Source organism: Acinetobacter sp. ANC 3832 (genome assembly GCF_002135415.1).
In the GTDB taxonomy this organism is placed as follows: domain Bacteria; phylum Pseudomonadota; class Gammaproteobacteria; order Pseudomonadales; family Moraxellaceae; genus Acinetobacter.
This window is the reverse complement of sequence record NZ_NEGJ01000004.1, coordinates 141,630-157,294: the sequence shown is the minus strand read 5'-3', so window position 1 is coordinate 157,294 and position 15,665 is coordinate 141,630. Positions and strand designations below refer to the sequence as shown.

Genomic DNA, 15,665 nt, shown 5'->3' with positions numbered 1-15,665 from the left:
TGATTAGATCCTGGTTGTCATATTAATTTTTTCACCAAAGTAAGCCACACCACTGAGATTGAAATGACATTCTGTTCGTACTTTGGCGTGAATTGCATAGAGATCTCGCTGTGACTTAGTTGCATCAACAGCGGTATGCATTTGTTGGAGTTGTTCGATGCTGATCATGATGTGATCTGGCACGATGACGTAAAATGTAAACGGAGATAGGGGCGGTTCAAAGCTATGCCATGCCTTGAGTTGATATTCTGTAATGACCGTATTTAATAAACTTTGTAGCGATGAACGAGTCCCTCTTTGGGCATTAAAGTCTTTACTTTCTGTAATGGCGTGACGTTTTTCTTGTTCTAACCAATCAGGACGCCAATATTCAACTCGGTATTCCCAAGCAAGCCACGGTAGATGAGCAATAGGACAATAATCAATGCGGTGTAAATGAATAAAAGGGATGGGGAGCTCCGTCATTTTTTCACCCAGTTGTTCTATGTTTTTTTCTAATTTTGTGGCATTGGGAGGGAGGAGTTTAGACATCTCTGAACTCCGTCACCAAGATTGATGTTGCTGTACATTGTGCATAACGATTTTTTGCTAGGACAATATCTGAAGCAGGCTCATTGATAATGACGTTCTGTACACCACCTTGATGTAAAGCTCTGAAAATTCCGCTACGTGTAACGTCATAGCCAAGGGCATTGACCAAAATAATATATTCATTGAGGGCTTCTATAGCTGAAGTTTTTACAACTTCAGAGTCTGGGCCAGGGAATAAAACCAATACTGCATTAAGTGACCAATTTTGAGGTGTTGCTGCGCGAACAGTAACTTTGTCTGTAAAGGGACGACGTGTGTCAGGATTTAAAGCTTGATCTACAGTATTGAGTAAGTCTTGAGTTGCAATTGGATTGACATGGCTCTGTACCCAAATATCGACCTCACCTTGTCGTGGTGTTTCAACTGCAATGTCTTTGACATGACCATGTGCACCTAAGCCCCAAAATTGATAGGCACCTGTTGAGCCTGCTGCCTTACTTTCAGGTTCTAATTGTACTCGTCGACGTAGGTCTTCATTCGACTCCATGACCGCTTCGGTAGGAGGGTTTGTATTTGGATTTTCAGCAATAATGGTTTTTCGGAATACATTGCGATTGGCAGCCAAATGATCTAAGTCCGCACCTTTGGCGTAGGCGAGCATTAATGCTTTAGCTTTGGCATTAATTTCAGAGCTTTTGAGCAATAAACGATATGCAAAAGTTTGAAGTAGTTTGAGTAAAGGTTCACTTTCAAATTCTAATGCTGATGCAAGCTCTGGATCACGAGCAATTAAATCTTGTTTGCACTCGAGTAGTTCAGCTTCAAAATCTAACTGTTTAAGTACATCTGGAAAGGGGAGCGATGATAGGTCAATGCGGTTGCTACTCATGCTGCTGCTCCAATAAGGTGTTCTTGTCTAAAGGATTGTTCACCACTTAAGGTATTTTGATTACCTAAAATGGTAATGAGCCAATAGCCTGGTCGAATTGAAGTTTGGTTGACTAAAACTTGATTGACCTTAATACGTGGTTCAAAACGAATAAGTGAAGTTGCTGAGGCATTCATAATTTTTAGTTTGGTGATTTCATTACAAGGCTGATCAATTAAATGTGGAATGAGTGATCCATAATTACGACGGCATAAACGAGTACCGATTAAGGTAGTTAAAATGTCATGGATGGATTGATAAAGGTGTTCAAATAATTCGGCATCATCTGTGATGCTCATTCCCGTTGTACGGTTCATACCTTTCATGGTGTTGGAACTCCTGAAGTATCTGAGCCACCTTTGACACCTAATGTTTTATGTTTGGTTAAACTAATGCCTTTAGCGATGATATCTGTGTCCGAGGTGATCTCTTGCTTGGCATGAATGCCTTGGGTTACAGCCAAGTTTTGGAGAACATTGACCTGTCCTGTAAATTCAGTTTCAGGAACATCAAAGGTGCATTTATTGAGTTTAAAAATAGCCTCACCTGAAGTGATATTGACCATAAAAAAATGTTCACCTAACTGGATATAGACCTCGTTAGGATTGGTGCTTGGGGGAGGGAATTCTTCTGAAAATAGACTGATCTGTGGGACGGCATTTGTAAGTTCACCGCCTTGTGCAGATACAGAAAATTGTTCTCCTAACGATGGGCATCGCCAAATTTTGACGACCCCTGCAGCCATTGTTGGAATGGGTAACCAATCCGTTTCATTTTCATCAATCTTTAAGCGAATTTTCCACGCTGAAGCATCGACTGCGATGACAGTACCGATACTCGATAGGTTTTGAAATTGGCGTAAAAGTTGATTGCTCATGATGATTTAAACGTAAAAAATGCCCATGCTTGAAAGCATGGGCATTTTGTTTTTAAAGTGCGAGAAGTTGAATCCTGTTTAGGGCTTAATCAGGATTCTAAATTAGCGTCGTTTCATTCAACACTTGTTTGAGTCGTTGTTCTGCTTGTACAAGTACATTGACTAAGTCGTCTTTTGAAAGGTCGTTACAACTGTCATTGGTATCTGAAAGTCCCATACTTGCCATCATGTTGAGTGTGGCACGGACTTCGTTAATAACACGATAGTTGTCTTCGCTAAGTTTAAAGCTGATGTCTCTCATTTCGCACCTCCAAAGCTTTTAAGAAGGGCAATGAGTTTGATTTTTAGAGTTGGGTAAGCAAAGTCAGGGGATTGGATTCGTTGATAGCAAATTTTGTCGAGAGGGTTTTGTGAGGTTAAATTTTTATTCATGATGATGTACCTGTTTTTAAATCAGTTTAATCGCCACCCCACGCCAATGAGGTGGCAGACCGAACGAAGTTGGCGTACCGTAAAAAACAGAAAACGGTGGACACGAATGTCCCATCGTCCGATCTACCATAAAGCGGGCACACCGAACTTTCAGACATAAAAATACCGCTTAAGCAGCGGTTTGTCTGCTGATTTTTGAACGAGACGCCAATCTCGACCACTATATGTGGGTGGTCTTATCAAGTTAACTTTGTTGAGTTGGTTTGTCAATTATTTTGTTAAATTGCTATCGAGAGCGACAAGGTGTGTCTCTAATGTGAGGATTTTTTAATTATTAAGTGTTAAATTTTAATGATTAATTTTTATTAGAGATATTTTTATGAGCTTTAATGTATTACTCACAGTTGATTTAAATTCAGTTAATACTAAACAAAGACAGAGATTTTATCAGGAAATGGAAGAAAGAAAGTTTTTAAAAATTTCATTAACTACTACTTGGAAAGCGCAGTTTAATGAAGATGTATCTTATGAGAATGCTGTCTTGATATGTAAAAATGATTTAAAAAATTGTGCTAGATTAGCTAACGTTGTAGACTATGAATTCGCAATGCTGATTTCAAAAAATAAAGTAATTACTAGTTAGATATTCTTAAACTTGTAAAACATGAGCAAGAATTTTCCATGTTTTACATTTAGATTTTTTAGATGCACTTATTCCAGCATCCTGAACTTGCAGCATCAAAGAAAATAACTGTCGGTCTCTTATCTTGTGCAATTAGTCTATTAATTTTCCCTATAAACTCTATACATCTTTCTTGGTTGTGATTATTAATTGATATTGCTAGTTTTGTGTCTGCTTGACAATATTTGAAGACTTGTTTAAGAATATGCGCATCGTTATCATCTAGTGACCAACCATAAATAACAATATTTCCACTTCCTGTATCAATTAAGCTAGGAAGAACCTCATTATAAACTGTACTCAAATAGGGATTTGATTGAATTGTTCTAAGCTTTTCACTCGAGTCCCCTTCACTTACAAAAAGTGGATTTTTATAACCTCTAGCCCAAGTACTTGTAATTGAACTTATTAAACTTTGACCTTCTCCACCCGATATTTTGTATGTTTCATTATTAATATTTGTGACTAATGATAAGTTTCCATGTGGGAAAAAACATAGGCTCACTTCTCTTTGATTATAGATGGGAGCTCTGTATGATTCCCAATCATCTACAAAAGTTGTGTTATTAAAACAATCCTTAAAAGCATGCGTATTTCGCAAGGAGTTACCATACATCATAATCCAATAAAGAATCAGGTCATAATTCAAAGTAATAATTGTATGGAATTGTTTGATAAAATTATAACTTTTTAAAGGGATGCTTTCTTCGTACTGTGGATGTAGATCCTTGACTGCATTTATCAAAGCATTTTGCAAGTCTTCATAAACAGTTTTTGTGAGCGTATCTTCAATGCCTAATTTATTATTAACAAAATTGCTATGCCAAAGTAATTTTAAAACGAACTCAAAATCGGTTGTTTTGAATTTTTTAAATACTTCTACTAAATTTTCAGTTATATAATCTTTTTCAACACAATAATCATATAAATTAGAATATTTGAAGTCGCTATCAATAGCGATGCTTGCACCATTTCCCAATATTAGTGAGCTATCGCTAAAATCTGTTTTTATTTCTTCCCAAGTAAAAATCTGATAATTCATTTTACCCTCTGTTATAAATAAGTTTTTGAAAAATATTTATTATATATGAAGTATTAAATTGTAAAAGTTAAAAATTTAACAAAGTTTGATTGGGTGTTATTTTAAAAAACTTGTATAGGGGGAATAAGCATAATAATTTGATAAATATAGTTATTTATATTTTAGAAAATCTTTTGTTGTTTTTGTAATCCATTTTTCATCATCTTGACTAAAACCCACCAATTCTCGAATAGGGTATTTGGTGGGTTTTGCATTTTGGCTTGGTCGGATTGTTTTACCTTCTTGATGTACTTTTGCAATTTGTGCTGAACGTCCACCAAAACCTACTGAAGCTTTATCGGCTGAATATTCTATTTTTAATTGTTGGCCAATCTTTTTGAACATGGCATCTTTACGTTTAATACTTCCAATTTGATCCCTTTTTCTTGGCGTAAAACGATTACCGTTTGGATCTCTTTGCTGACTAATTCTGTCTTTAGATCGTATTCTTAATCCTTGTCCCAAACGTCGCATAAGCTCTCGACGTTGAGATGGTTCAAGATGCTGAAGGAATTGATCAAACCAACGATCTAAAGCAGCAAAGGAATTCATTATTCGGACCCTTTAGGAATGAAGCCACCTTTTGAATCGCTCCATACTAATTCTGGGCAAATATGATAGCTGTCCTCATCCATAACGATTTTATCTCGTTGTGGAAAATCAACTTCAAGATCAAAAGTATCGGTATCAATAATTTCAGAACTAAATGAAATTTGTAGATCATTGCCCGTGGTATCTAAGTGCAAATGTTGAGATTTAAGCCAACTCCGAATGAGCATGATGACTTCAATTGGATCTGAGCGATAATCCAGAAATAAAAGCCGAACGGTATAATCCATATAACCTTTTGCTTGAGTGCCATTCACAATGAATAAATGGCATTTGTCTGCAGTCATATTAGGCAGTTTATCTTGCAAAAATGTTTTTAAACCGATCAAGGCGATCATGATTTAATTATCCACAGCAGCATAATTGAGTTGACCTGCGACACGTAAAGTCCAACCTTTACCGTAGCGTGGCCAAGTGCTTAAACTGGTGTAGTATTTCAATCGTTCGGCATTAAATTTCAATAAAATATCATTCAAATCAGCTTTGTTGATGGCTTGGATGGTGAGGTTACCGATGATGCCATCATCCAATACACCGACAGCCAATTGTAGTTTTCGTTTAGCCGTTCCCATGCCTGCATTAATGGCAAAATCCCATACCTGAAAAACAAGCGCAGGATTGATTTGATCGGCATTGATCTTGTCCCACCAATCACGTTTATAGATCTGTTTGGCTTGAGCAAGGCTTAAGTTTTTAATATCTAAATCAGGGTAAGTCATGGCAGAAATACCATACTTTGTGCCTTTGAGTTCCCCTTTTCCAATGACACCCGTCGTCCAGTTACCACGGTCTTGTCGATCGTTGGTAAATTTACCTTCATGGCCGATAAGACGTTCAAATGCTTGATCAAATGTAAGTGACATGATGAAGCCTCTTATTTATTAAACATTGCAGCAAAAGCAGCTTTCACTTCAATAATAATTTCACTGAAAGTTTTACCTTTAAGTAACTGCATAGACTGGTACCAAATACCAATGAGTAACATGCCAAATACAGCAAATAGCAGCATTACAAAACCTTGTGTCATGTGTGAATATTGCTGTAATTGATAGTATTCAATACATGCAGCACCGCCATATAAGGAAATGCTGACACTAATTGCAAATTTTAAAATCACGCCAATAGTGATTTTGATACGACCTTGAGTATCAATATCGCCACTTAAAATTAGGGCTAAAATTGCGCCCATGATTGCTGCAATAATTTTTAAAATCCAAGGTAATCCCTTTATCGAAAGCGGATCATTCATCGGTTTCCCCTTTTGGGGTGTTATGCGCTTTAACATAACTTAGTCCCATAATTTAAGTGTTTGAGTACGTTGGGCCTGAGTAAGCTCAGGTAAATTTATGATTTGATGTTCTTGTAAAATCACATTTTGACGTAGTGAGTTTTCCTCAAGTAAGGCAGCTAACATCACGATAGATTGTTGACCGTAGTAGCGATAAGCAATTGAATCGAAAGTATCATTTTGTAAAGCTTTGACAGTATTCATATCAGCTTCACTCGATTACGTTTAGGGCTGCCTTTACTGATTAATTTACCGATACTGTAATTAACAGTACGACGTAAGGCTTGGGTTTTAACTTGTTGATTTTCACCACGGCTTTGACCTGTTGTTGTGGTATCAAAATCTAAATTATCTTCACAGATAAGTGCAGCAGCTTCATAGCACACTGCACGTTTGTAGTATCGAATTTGAGTTTCAGTTTCGATATTTAGGCCAATGGTTTGATCATTGATGTTATCCATTGCAAGGATAATTTTTTCAGTGAGAAAAAGTTCACCCTTGGATTGATCTAAACGTACCTGCGCCAATAAATCTGTAATGCTGATATTGGGTCGTTCATTATCAGGATTCTGTACTTCGCTATCGGTTACAGGAGCATTTAGTAACATGGCTTATTCCGTAGACACTGTGCTGTCAATTGCTGTAGTAGATTGATCTGCAATGACATTAGAGTCGGTGGACGCAGGAACTGAAGCATCAACAGTTTGTGCTGTAGATGTGTCAGCCTGCGAGCCGACAGTGGCGTCGGGAGACGACTCGGTTGTTTGCTTCATCAATAGTTTTTCAAGGGCTATGAGATCTTTTTTACAGCCAACTTTACTATCAAGTCGCAAGGCATTTTTATACGCATTTTGTGCTTCTATCGGCTGAGCATCTTTTAATGCATCACCCAAGGCTCTGAAAATTTTTGCACGGGCTTGGTCTACCATTTGCTCACCGACACCCAGCTCAATAATTTTTTTAATCAGTTCAGCATGAGCCGTTGCAAGGTCAGTATCATCACAAAAATCAATAGCGCATTGTTCTGTGACAAATTCAGCAATACCACGGGCATGTCCTTCAGGCATGACCATGTCATTGAGAATGGCGTATTCAGCAATACGAACTGCAAGTTCATATTCACCTGCATCAACAGCCCAAACCATTAAGGTGACAAGCGTTGTATTTTGAGCAGAAGGGGAAACTGCTAAACAGCCATCGATATAACCTAGATATTCAGGAAGCCATTCTTTTTTCTTGGCAATTTTTTCCTGAGTTGACTTAGTTTCTTTCAATTGGTTCATGTGATTGAACAAGCGTAGTTCAATATTTGCAGTTGGTGAAGATAGGGTGCTTGCAATAGTTTGATCACCCTCTAGTGCACCAGGATCAATACCCATAATTACTGCTTTTTTTCGTAAGCGTGGATCTGGGCTTTGTGCTTGCTTTTGTGCTTTGATTGCGAGCATTTTTTCACGATGCTCACGCATTGAATTTGCCATTAGCCTTGTACCTCAATATTTTCGATGAGCACACACTTGGTATAGTCTTCAACGACAAAGTCTTCATTTACAGACTGAAAGTCGACTGCACGATCCCACTCTGGCTGTTCCGCAATAGAACGGACTAAAGTGCCTGATTGAAGGTATATTGAAAGGTTTTTGGGATGAGTAATTAGAATCGTTTTTGCAGGGAAATTGGGTACATGTAGAGCACGTAAAGTACCCAATTGCTTATTTGCATAAATAGTACGTGCTGCTAATTGTTCTGTTGGGTCTTGAATGGTGTTGAGCAAAGGCAAATATTTGTCACTCAGTACGCCACGGCCACAAATTGCAACTAAGCCACTTTCACGGTGCTGGACGGCAATATATTCTTCAATTGCATATTCAACTAAGCCATCCAGTGTTTTGAATTCATTGCCTGCGCCAATTTTGGTGACCAATTTACCTGTGCCGTCATCAATCCCTTCGTAATGTTGTTCTGGAGCGGTATCACGAATTTTTTGCAACCATCCCTTTTTAACATCTTGTAAAAGGGGATTCGCTACTCGATCTGAAGTCGGCGCACGATATACACCATTCCAACCAATACAAAGCTTATCTAGTGCAACAGCATTGATGACCATTGCTTGCAGCTTAGCTTTGAATTCTGGATGGTGCTTCCATGCATTGAGTAATGACCAATAATAAGCAACATCATAGTTGGTTTGGGTGCAGTTATATTCATCCAGTAAATCTAATACACCCACTGCGGTTGGGGTACGTGGTTTGACACGAGTATCTGTCGTACCTGCAATTGTGGTACCGATGAGCATACCGATTTTTTGACCTATTGCATTATCAACAGGGAAAACATTAATTTGCTTTAAAAAGTCCGCAGACTCTTGATAAGCAGCAATAATTTTTTGTTCTGGAACAGGTTGCACAGCAAAACTATGTCGAACATCTTCTACCTGATTGGCACGGGCAATATCTGCCATATAAGCGGATAATTTTGTGCGTGCGATGGAACTAAGAACGACTGCCATAATTGATAAATTCCTTGATTAATAATCAACACGGTCAACATCACCACCTGCAGCAGCAGGTGGATTATTGACTGGAGTCGTTGAAAGTTGTGTGAATTGCGTTTGTAAGCCTTGAAGAGATTGCAAAATGGGTGCGAGTGCTTGGCTAAGCTGATCTGGCGGTGTTGCCTGCTGCTCAGTATTTTGGGTCATAGGTATGGGTAGTTCTATTGGTTTTGCCACCACTACAGGAGTTGTATTTAAAGTATTAAATTTTTCATTTAAGTCCTTAATTCCATTCAAAGCTGCCACTAAACCTTGGGTCATAACTGCTTTAAAATCGTCTTCAACTTCAGGTAGTTTCGCTGTTGGTGTCAGTAAGGTTTTTAATTGTTCTAAGAATCCTTTTTGATCTGTTGGAACTGAATGGTTTTGTTCAGTTGGAGCTGTCAGTGACATATAAATCTCCGAGTTAGGTTGAGTTCGTAATGCAAATTGACTGGTTGAAAATTTAATGGCTTGAGTACCTAAAGAGGCAGGTTGATCGGTCATGCCTAGACCCACTTGATAAGCTTTATTGGTCCCTGCGAAATTGCGATAGAACTCAATTGACGGATAAATTTTTTGTCCATTTTTGTTCATGGCCAAAAAATTTGGCAGGGCAGAAATAGTGTTGTATAGGCAGAGCTTTCCACTTTCTTCAAGTGCTTCAACTTTGACAATGTCGCCATAAGCATTGAAGGGTGGTTCTGGTGACCAACCTGAAAAATGTTCAATGTTGATTCGTCCTGCATAATGCTCAGGATTATATGTATCAGCCATGTCTTGAACTTCTTGGCGAGTCAGTTCTCGACCATCCACTGTTTGACCTTCACGGGCAACACGAAAGCGTTTTTCTACACGTCCTTCTCCTGCTAGTCCCATTTAAATTTCCATCTATGTTTCTGATGTATGCAGTCTGCTTGTGAGGGTAGGGAGGTCGCAACGATTTGAATCCTGTTTAAAGCTTAAACAGGATTTTTCTATTCGTTGAAAATGAATACCTAGCGCTACATTAGGCGCATGAATACATCGCATCCGATTACGTTTGAAAATATCAATCCACGGCAACATGGCAGAATTTTGTTTGCGATGGGGATGGCTGTATCTGAAATTGCAAAACAATTAACGGAGAATCGTGCGACTGTTGAAAGTTGGAAACAGCGTGATGGATGGGAAAAATCTGATTTATTTGATGATGTAACACTGGGACTTAAAGTCCGATATTTAGCACTAACTTTTATGGAAAATAAGAGTAATGCCACTTATAAAGAAATAGATTTTATTGGTGTTCAATTTGAAAGATGGGCAAAAATAGAAAGATACCGTCAAGGTGGTACGCAGGCAGATCTGAATCCGAAGCTTGAAAATCGTAATCATAAGCCGAAAAAACGGAAACTTAAAAACCAAATTACCGAAGAAGATTTAGTTCTACTTGAACAAGCATTTAATGAATTTTTATTCTTATATCAACAAGAATGGATGGATGCTCTTTCATGGTCACGAATTTTTATTCTGTTGAAATCTCGCCAGATTGGGGCAACTTATATTATTGCACTATGGGCTTTTATTGACTTACTTAAAACAGGTAAGAATAAAATTTTTATGTCTGCTTCAAGAGCACAAGCTTTTCAATTTATTGAATATATCAAAGCATTTTGTTTAGAAGTGATTGGTGTTGAACTGACTGGAGATCCTATTGTTGTTAACGGACCAAATGGCCAAGCGAGTTTATATTATTTAGGTACAAATGCTTTAACAGCTCAAGGCCGTCATGGCGATGTCATCATGGATGAGTTTTTTTGGATTCGTAGTTTCTTAAAGTTTAAAAAAGTTGCTTCTGCGATGGCATCGCAAAAAATGTATAAGCAAATTTATATGTCTACACCTTCCAGTATTTTGCATGAAGCCTATGCATTTTGGACGGGGACAGATAGTAAGCGTAAATTACCGATTGAAATTGATGTCAGCAAAATCGCATTAAAAATGCCAGTCAAATGTGCGGATAGAAAGACTCGTCAAATTGTGACTTTGGATGCAGCCGAAGCGAAAGGTTGTGATTTATTTGATCGAGATGACTTGCTTGCTGAATATGGCGATGAAGAGTTTGCAAATTTATTTGATTGTGATTTTATTGATGATTCAGGTTCTTATTTTCCACTGAAAGATATCATTCCGAATATGGTAGATTCATGGGAAATATGGAATGATTTTAATCCGAATGAAACACCACATTATCAAGGTGAAGTATGGATTGGTTATGATCCGTCATTTACAGGTGATAATGCTGCACTTGCGGTAATTGCTCCACCTCCAACACCTTTGTCTCCCTATCGAATACTTGAAGTAAAACAATTCAAAGGACAAACAGCTCAAGAGCAATCTTTATATATTAAAAAAGTTTGTGGGCGTTATAAAGTCACTTTTATTGGAATTGATAATACAGGTAATGGCCTTGCTGTTTCTGAGTATGTATCTAAGTTTTTCCCTGCATTAACTAGGCTTAACTATAACCCTGAATTAAAAATTCGTATGGGGCTTAGAGCTAAAGAATTATTTCAAAAAAGACGACTCAATTTCGATGCAGGTCTAACCACTGTTGCTAAAGCCTTTCTTTCTATTAAAAAAGCCATGACTAGTGGCGGTGGTAATAAAACGTTAGTTACCAGTCGTTCTGCTGAAAATGGGCATGGAGATTTGGCTTGGGCAATTATGAATGGTTTAGAAAAAGCCCCTATTGTCGACATCACAGATCCCTCTCAACATGGCGCAACACTCAGCCGAATCAGAGTATTTAATTCATGAATATAAAATCAATGCTCCATCAGCAATTGGATCGGTTCGGTTTGTCGCAAAAGCAAGAACTGCCTGTTTCTACAAGCAAAGTTATTTGCAAAAATTTTGGGGAGGCAGAACCTGTATTAGATGGTCATGCTTTATTTGAATATGGTTATTGTCCGAAATGGTTAGATTGGTATGAATTACCATACGATATGTTGGCCACGGCAAAATTGTTCAGAGCAACGAGTCATCACACCAGTGCTTTAATTGTAAAACGTAATATTCTAACCAGTGATTACATCCCTCATCCGTTATTAAGCCGCCATGAATTTAATGCATTGGCTTTAAATCTTTTAACTTTTGCCAACTGTTATGTGCATGTAAAGCGAAATCGTTTTGGTGGAATCGTTGGGCTTGGTTCTAGACCTGCACTTAATATGCGAAGAGGCTTAGATTTAGTCAGTTATTATCAACTGGGCTATGACCAGATCAATAATTTTAAATTTGAATCTCAAGATATGATCCATATTTTTGAAACGGATATTGGGCAGGAAATTTATGGCATACCCAATTATCTGAGTAGTGTAAATGCAATATTGCTCAATGAAGCTGCGACATTATTCCGTCGTCGTTATTATAAAAATGGGGCTCATGCAGGTTTTATTTTACACATGACCGATGCATTACAAACTCAGCAAGATGTCGATGATTTAGAAGATTCACTCGAAAATTCAAAAGGAGCAGGCAATTTTAAGAATTTACTAATTTATACACCAGGGGGAACTAAAGATGGGGTGAAAGTCATCCCACTGGCTGAGGTTGCTGCTAAAGATGAATTTTATAATATTAAGATAGCCAGTCGAGACGATCAACTTGCAGGGCATCGCATACCACCTCAATTGATTGGTGTAGTACCGCAAAATGCAGGTGGGTTTGGAGATATTGAAAAAGCTGCAAAAGTTTTTTATTACAATGAAATAGTTTTTTATCAAAACTTACTTAAACAAATCAATGAGTGTTTAGGTATTGAAGTGATTCGATTCAAGAATTATGAGCTTTTACCTACACAAGAATAGTTAAAATTAATAATCTTCTTATAAAAAAAAGCCCAACATCCTGTTGGGCTTTTTCCGTACCTGTACCTGACACTCCGTGTACTTTATCTTATTATCTTTGTCGGAACATCATGTTCCTGATTTACGTATTATAGAAAGTTCTTTTATTCTACATATTGGCAAAATTCTTAAATTATTGTGAGCTTAAGCGCACATAATGTAATAGAGGATAAAAAAACTTACTTAATTCTGTTGCCATCTTGGTTAATGATTTGCTCACCATCTTCTTTACTAAAGGCTTGCAATTGTGGAGCTGAAAGAATATCTAAAATGACCTCAGAAGGTCTGCATAGTCTTGTACCAAGTTCTGTAACGACAAAGGGTCTATTGATTAAAATAGGATGATCTAGCATTGCAGAAATAAGTGCTTCATCGGTCCAATGGTGGTCGTCTAGTTTTAAATTTTCATAAGGCTCTACATTCTTTCGTAAAGCTTCACGCACAGATAATCCTGATTCTTGAATCAATTTGATGAGTTCCTCTTTTGATGGAGGTGTTTTTAAATATTCGATGATTAAAGGCTCTTGTCCTGTATTTTGAATAAGAGCGAGCGTATTTCTAGAAGTTCCACAAGCAGGATTGTGATAAATCGTTATAAGGTGGGGCATAGTTTTCTCTATGAATATATCTTATTGCCTTTATATATGGATATGCGTATATTCGCAATAGTAAATATGATGGCTTATAAATATGAATCAAACAGATTTCTTTAAATGTCTTTCAGATCCAACCCGTTTAGATATTTTGCAGTTAGTCATTGCCAAAAATAACGTCTGTGTTTGTGAGTTCTCGGAGCAACTGGATCTTAGTCAGCCTAAAATTTCTCGTCATTTAGCATTATTAAGAAATTTAGGCATCCTTTTAGATCAAAGAAAGGGGCAATGGGTGTATTACAGTTTAAATCCTGATTTACCAATATGGGCAAAAAACATCATAAATATTATTGCGGATCAGAGTGATACTAAAAAATTAAGTTCTACTGTTTCAGTCACTTGTGAATCATTTAAAGAGTAATAGAATGACTACTTCTAAAATTTCATTTTTGGATAAAAATCTAACATTATGGATTTTTATTGCTATGGCATTTGGTGTTGGAATTGGTGTGTTTTTCCCTCAAGCATCTAGTGTTTTAAATAGCATGAGTATTGATTCAGTTAATATCCCTATTGCGATAGGTTTGATCTTGATGATGTATCCACCATTGGCAAAAGTAGACTATGCGACATTGCCACAGGTGTTTAAAGACAAACGTACATTGGCTTTATCATTAGTACAAAATTGGGTAATTGCACCATGCTTGATGTTTGCTTTAGCCCTGATATTCCTTCAATCCTATCCTGAATATATGACTGGCTTAATCCTTATTGGTTTAGCTCGATGTATTGCAATGGTATTGGTATGGAATGGTCTAGCCTGTGGTGATAACCAATATGTGGCTGCTTTAGTTGCGTTTAATAGTATTTTTCAAATTCTCTTTTTTAGTACTTATGCTTGGTTATTTTTAACCTTTTTACCGCCATTTTTTGGTGTAGAAGCTCAGATTATTACTGTGAGCTTTTGGACGATTACACATGCAGTTTTAGTTTATTTAGGAATTCCATTTTTACTTGGCTTCTTAACCCGTCAGATTCTAGTGAAACGTAAAGGTTTAAACTGGTATCAAAACAGGTTTATTCCAAAGATCAGTCCAATTAGCCTTATTGCGCTTTTATTTACGATTGTTGCTATGTTTAGCCTTAAAGGTGGTGAAGTCGTCAGCCTGCCTTTAGATGTTGTCAGAATCGCTATTCCTTTGATTATTTACTTTGTTTTGATGTTCTTCATTAGCTTTTTTATGAGCAAATGGATGGGGAATGATTATCCGAAGACTACAGCCATTTCTTTTACCGCAGCAGGTAATAATTTTGAATTAGCTCTTGCTGTAGCCATTGCCACCTTTGGGTTAGCATCACCTGTAGCATTTACTACAGTTATTGGTCCTTTAGTTGAAGTACCCGTTTTAATTGGATTAGTCAGTGTTTCTCTATGGTTGAGAAACAAATATTTTAAAGAGGTCTAATATCTAATGAATCTCCCAAATGTAGATTTAAATCTTCTTGAGCACCCGACATTAGAACAAGTTCAAGCAAAACTGCTTGAACATCCCCCTCGTATTTTGCTTCTTTATGGCTCTAATCGTGAAAAATCATTTAGCCGATTAGCTGTGCAAGAAGCAGGTCGGATTTTGGAACATTTTGGCGCAGAGGTAAAAATCTTCCATCCAAAAGGTTTGCCTTTACCCGAAGATGCCGATACAGATCATCCAAAAGTAAAAGAACTACATGAGCTATTAGTTTGGTCTGAGGGCATGGTTTGGTGTTCACCTGAACGACACGGCTCTATGAGTTCTATTTTTAAGGCTCAAATTGACTGGATTCCATTAGCAGCAGGTGCAATCCGAGCTACGCAAGGAAAAACGCTTGCTGTGATGCAGGTATGTGGTGGCTCTCAGTCCTTTAATACAGTTAATCAATTACGTATTTTAGGTCGTTGGATGCGTATGATTACCATACCTAATCAGTCTTCTATTCCAAAAGCATTTATGGAATTTGATGAAAATGATCGTATGAAATCATCTTCTTATTACACTCGTATTGTTGATGTAATGGAGGAGTTATTTAAGTTCACACTACTTACTAGGGGGCAATCTGCATATTTAACAGATCGTTATTCTGAACGTATAGAAAGTGCTGAAGAATTATCAAACCGTGTAAATCAAAAAAGTATTTAGCTTTTCTAAAATTAACATAATACACCTTATGCGAAGTCAAAAAT

22 protein-coding genes are annotated in these 15,665 nt (G+C 37.3%); 6 read left to right on the top strand and 16 right to left on the bottom strand.

The window, feature by feature from the left end:
* Window positions 1-3: 3 nt before the first annotated feature.
* The 5 genes from B9T35_RS07400 to B9T35_RS07380 all read right to left on the bottom strand — a co-directional run bounded on the left by B9T35_RS07400 (window position 4) and on the right by B9T35_RS07380 (window position 2,637).
* Window positions 4-531 (bottom strand): phage tail protein I, encoded by a 528-nt coding sequence (locus B9T35_RS07400; RefSeq protein WP_086190481.1) that lies wholly within the window; start codon window positions 529-531, stop codon window positions 4-6.
* Window positions 524-1,420 carry a baseplate assembly protein gene (locus B9T35_RS07395; protein ID WP_086190480.1) on the bottom strand — a complete coding sequence of 299 codons (897 nt, stop codon included), beginning with the start codon at window positions 1,418-1,420 and terminating at the stop codon, window positions 524-526. Before B9T35_RS07395 ends, B9T35_RS07400 begins: the two co-directional genes overlap by 8 nt.
* Window positions 1,417-1,776: a GPW/gp25 family protein gene (locus B9T35_RS07390; protein WP_416202427.1), complete on the bottom strand. Its 360-nt coding sequence runs from the start codon at window positions 1,774-1,776 to the stop codon at window positions 1,417-1,419. Before B9T35_RS07390 ends, B9T35_RS07395 begins: the two co-directional genes overlap by 4 nt.
* Window positions 1,777-1,781: 5 nt before the next feature.
* Complete coding sequence (locus B9T35_RS07385; RefSeq protein ID WP_228147100.1) at window positions 1,782-2,336, bottom strand: phage baseplate assembly protein V; 555 nt, start codon at window positions 2,334-2,336, stop codon at window positions 1,782-1,784.
* 97 nt (window positions 2,337-2,433) lie between these two features.
* On the bottom strand, window positions 2,434-2,637 hold the full coding sequence (locus tag B9T35_RS07380; protein ID WP_086190477.1) for a hypothetical protein: 204 nt from the start codon (window positions 2,635-2,637) through the stop codon (window positions 2,434-2,436).
* A gap of 510 nt (window positions 2,638-3,147) precedes the next feature.
* Between B9T35_RS07380 and B9T35_RS07375 the strand changes: the two genes are divergently transcribed.
* Window positions 3,148-3,411, top strand: coding sequence for a hypothetical protein (locus tag B9T35_RS07375; protein ID WP_086190476.1), 264 nt, complete (start codon window positions 3,148-3,150; stop codon window positions 3,409-3,411).
* Window positions 3,412-3,469: 58 nt separating this feature from the next.
* Here B9T35_RS07375 and B9T35_RS07370 read toward each other — a convergent pair whose 3' ends face one another.
* From B9T35_RS07370 to B9T35_RS07325, 10 genes are all read right to left on the bottom strand, one after another.
* Window positions 3,470-4,492, bottom strand: a complete 1,023-nt coding sequence (locus B9T35_RS07370) for a DUF4917 family protein (RefSeq protein ID WP_086190475.1) — start codon at window positions 4,490-4,492, stop codon at window positions 3,470-3,472.
* A gap of 150 nt (window positions 4,493-4,642) precedes the next feature.
* On the bottom strand, window positions 4,643-5,083 hold the full coding sequence (locus tag B9T35_RS07365; protein ID WP_086190474.1) for a phage virion morphogenesis protein: 441 nt from the start codon (window positions 5,081-5,083) through the stop codon (window positions 4,643-4,645).
* A complete protein-coding gene (locus B9T35_RS07360; RefSeq protein ID WP_086190473.1) occupies window positions 5,083-5,478 on the bottom strand; it encodes a phage tail protein in 396 nt (131 codons plus the stop codon). The genes B9T35_RS07365 and B9T35_RS07360 overlap by 1 nt, the downstream gene beginning before the upstream one ends.
* Window positions 5,479-5,481: 3 nt before the next feature.
* Window positions 5,482-6,003, bottom strand: a complete 522-nt coding sequence (locus tag B9T35_RS07355) for a glycoside hydrolase family 108 protein (RefSeq protein ID WP_086190472.1) — start codon at window positions 6,001-6,003, stop codon at window positions 5,482-5,484.
* An 11-nt stretch (window positions 6,004-6,014) separates the two neighbouring features.
* Window positions 6,015-6,389, bottom strand: coding sequence for a hypothetical protein (locus B9T35_RS07350; protein ID WP_086190471.1), 375 nt, complete (start codon window positions 6,387-6,389; stop codon window positions 6,015-6,017).
* 39 nt (window positions 6,390-6,428) lie between these two features.
* Window positions 6,429-6,632 (bottom strand): tail protein X, encoded by a 204-nt coding sequence (locus B9T35_RS07345; RefSeq protein WP_086190470.1) that lies wholly within the window; start codon window positions 6,630-6,632, stop codon window positions 6,429-6,431.
* The gene (locus tag B9T35_RS07340; RefSeq protein WP_086190469.1) at window positions 6,629-7,036 is read right to left on the bottom strand and encodes a head completion/stabilization protein; all 408 of its coding nucleotides are present in this window, start codon (window positions 7,034-7,036) and stop codon (window positions 6,629-6,631) included. The genes B9T35_RS07345 and B9T35_RS07340 overlap by 4 nt, the downstream gene beginning before the upstream one ends.
* A 3-nt stretch (window positions 7,037-7,039) precedes the next feature.
* On the bottom strand, window positions 7,040-7,909 hold the full coding sequence (gene gpM / locus B9T35_RS07335) for a phage terminase small subunit (RefSeq protein WP_086190468.1): 870 nt from the start codon (window positions 7,907-7,909) through the stop codon (window positions 7,040-7,042).
* Window positions 7,909-8,937, bottom strand: coding sequence for a phage major capsid protein, P2 family (locus B9T35_RS07330; RefSeq protein ID WP_086190467.1), 1,029 nt, complete (start codon window positions 8,935-8,937; stop codon window positions 7,909-7,911). Before B9T35_RS07330 ends, gpM begins: the two co-directional genes overlap by 1 nt.
* A gap of 18 nt (window positions 8,938-8,955) precedes the next feature.
* Window positions 8,956-9,840, bottom strand: a complete 885-nt coding sequence (locus B9T35_RS07325; RefSeq protein WP_086190466.1) for a GPO family capsid scaffolding protein — start codon at window positions 9,838-9,840, stop codon at window positions 8,956-8,958.
* Between the two features lie 138 nt (window positions 9,841-9,978).
* On the opposite strand from B9T35_RS07325, the gene B9T35_RS07320 reads away from it, so the two are divergent.
* Both B9T35_RS07320 and B9T35_RS07315 read left to right on the top strand, forming a co-directional pair.
* Complete coding sequence (locus B9T35_RS07320) at window positions 9,979-11,760, top strand: terminase large subunit domain-containing protein (protein ID WP_086190465.1); 1,782 nt, start codon at window positions 9,979-9,981, stop codon at window positions 11,758-11,760.
* A complete protein-coding gene (locus B9T35_RS07315; RefSeq protein ID WP_086190464.1) occupies window positions 11,757-12,812 on the top strand; it encodes a phage portal protein in 1,056 nt (351 codons plus the stop codon). Before B9T35_RS07320 ends, B9T35_RS07315 begins: the two co-directional genes overlap by 4 nt.
* Before the next feature lie 218 nt (window positions 12,813-13,030).
* On the opposite strand, the gene arsC is transcribed toward B9T35_RS07315, so the two are convergent.
* Window positions 13,031-13,459: an arsenate reductase (glutaredoxin) gene (gene arsC / locus B9T35_RS07310; RefSeq protein ID WP_086190463.1), complete on the bottom strand. Its 429-nt coding sequence runs from the start codon at window positions 13,457-13,459 to the stop codon at window positions 13,031-13,033.
* A gap of 82 nt (window positions 13,460-13,541) precedes the next feature.
* Here arsC and B9T35_RS07305 point away from each other — a divergent pair, with 82 nt between their 5' ends.
* From B9T35_RS07305 to arsH, 3 genes are read left to right on the top strand one after another with little or no spacing between them, the layout of a single operon-like run.
* Complete coding sequence (locus B9T35_RS07305; RefSeq protein ID WP_086190462.1) at window positions 13,542-13,865, top strand: ArsR/SmtB family transcription factor; 324 nt, start codon at window positions 13,542-13,544, stop codon at window positions 13,863-13,865.
* A gap of 4 nt (window positions 13,866-13,869) precedes the next feature.
* Window positions 13,870-14,910 carry an ACR3 family arsenite efflux transporter gene (arsB, locus tag B9T35_RS07300; protein WP_086190461.1) on the top strand — a complete coding sequence of 347 codons (1,041 nt, stop codon included), beginning with the start codon at window positions 13,870-13,872 and terminating at the stop codon, window positions 14,908-14,910.
* Window positions 14,911-14,916: 6 nt separating this feature from the next.
* Window positions 14,917-15,621: an arsenical resistance protein ArsH gene (gene arsH / locus B9T35_RS07295; RefSeq protein ID WP_086190460.1), complete on the top strand. Its 705-nt coding sequence runs from the start codon at window positions 14,917-14,919 to the stop codon at window positions 15,619-15,621.
* Window positions 15,622-15,665 lie beyond the last annotated feature (44 nt).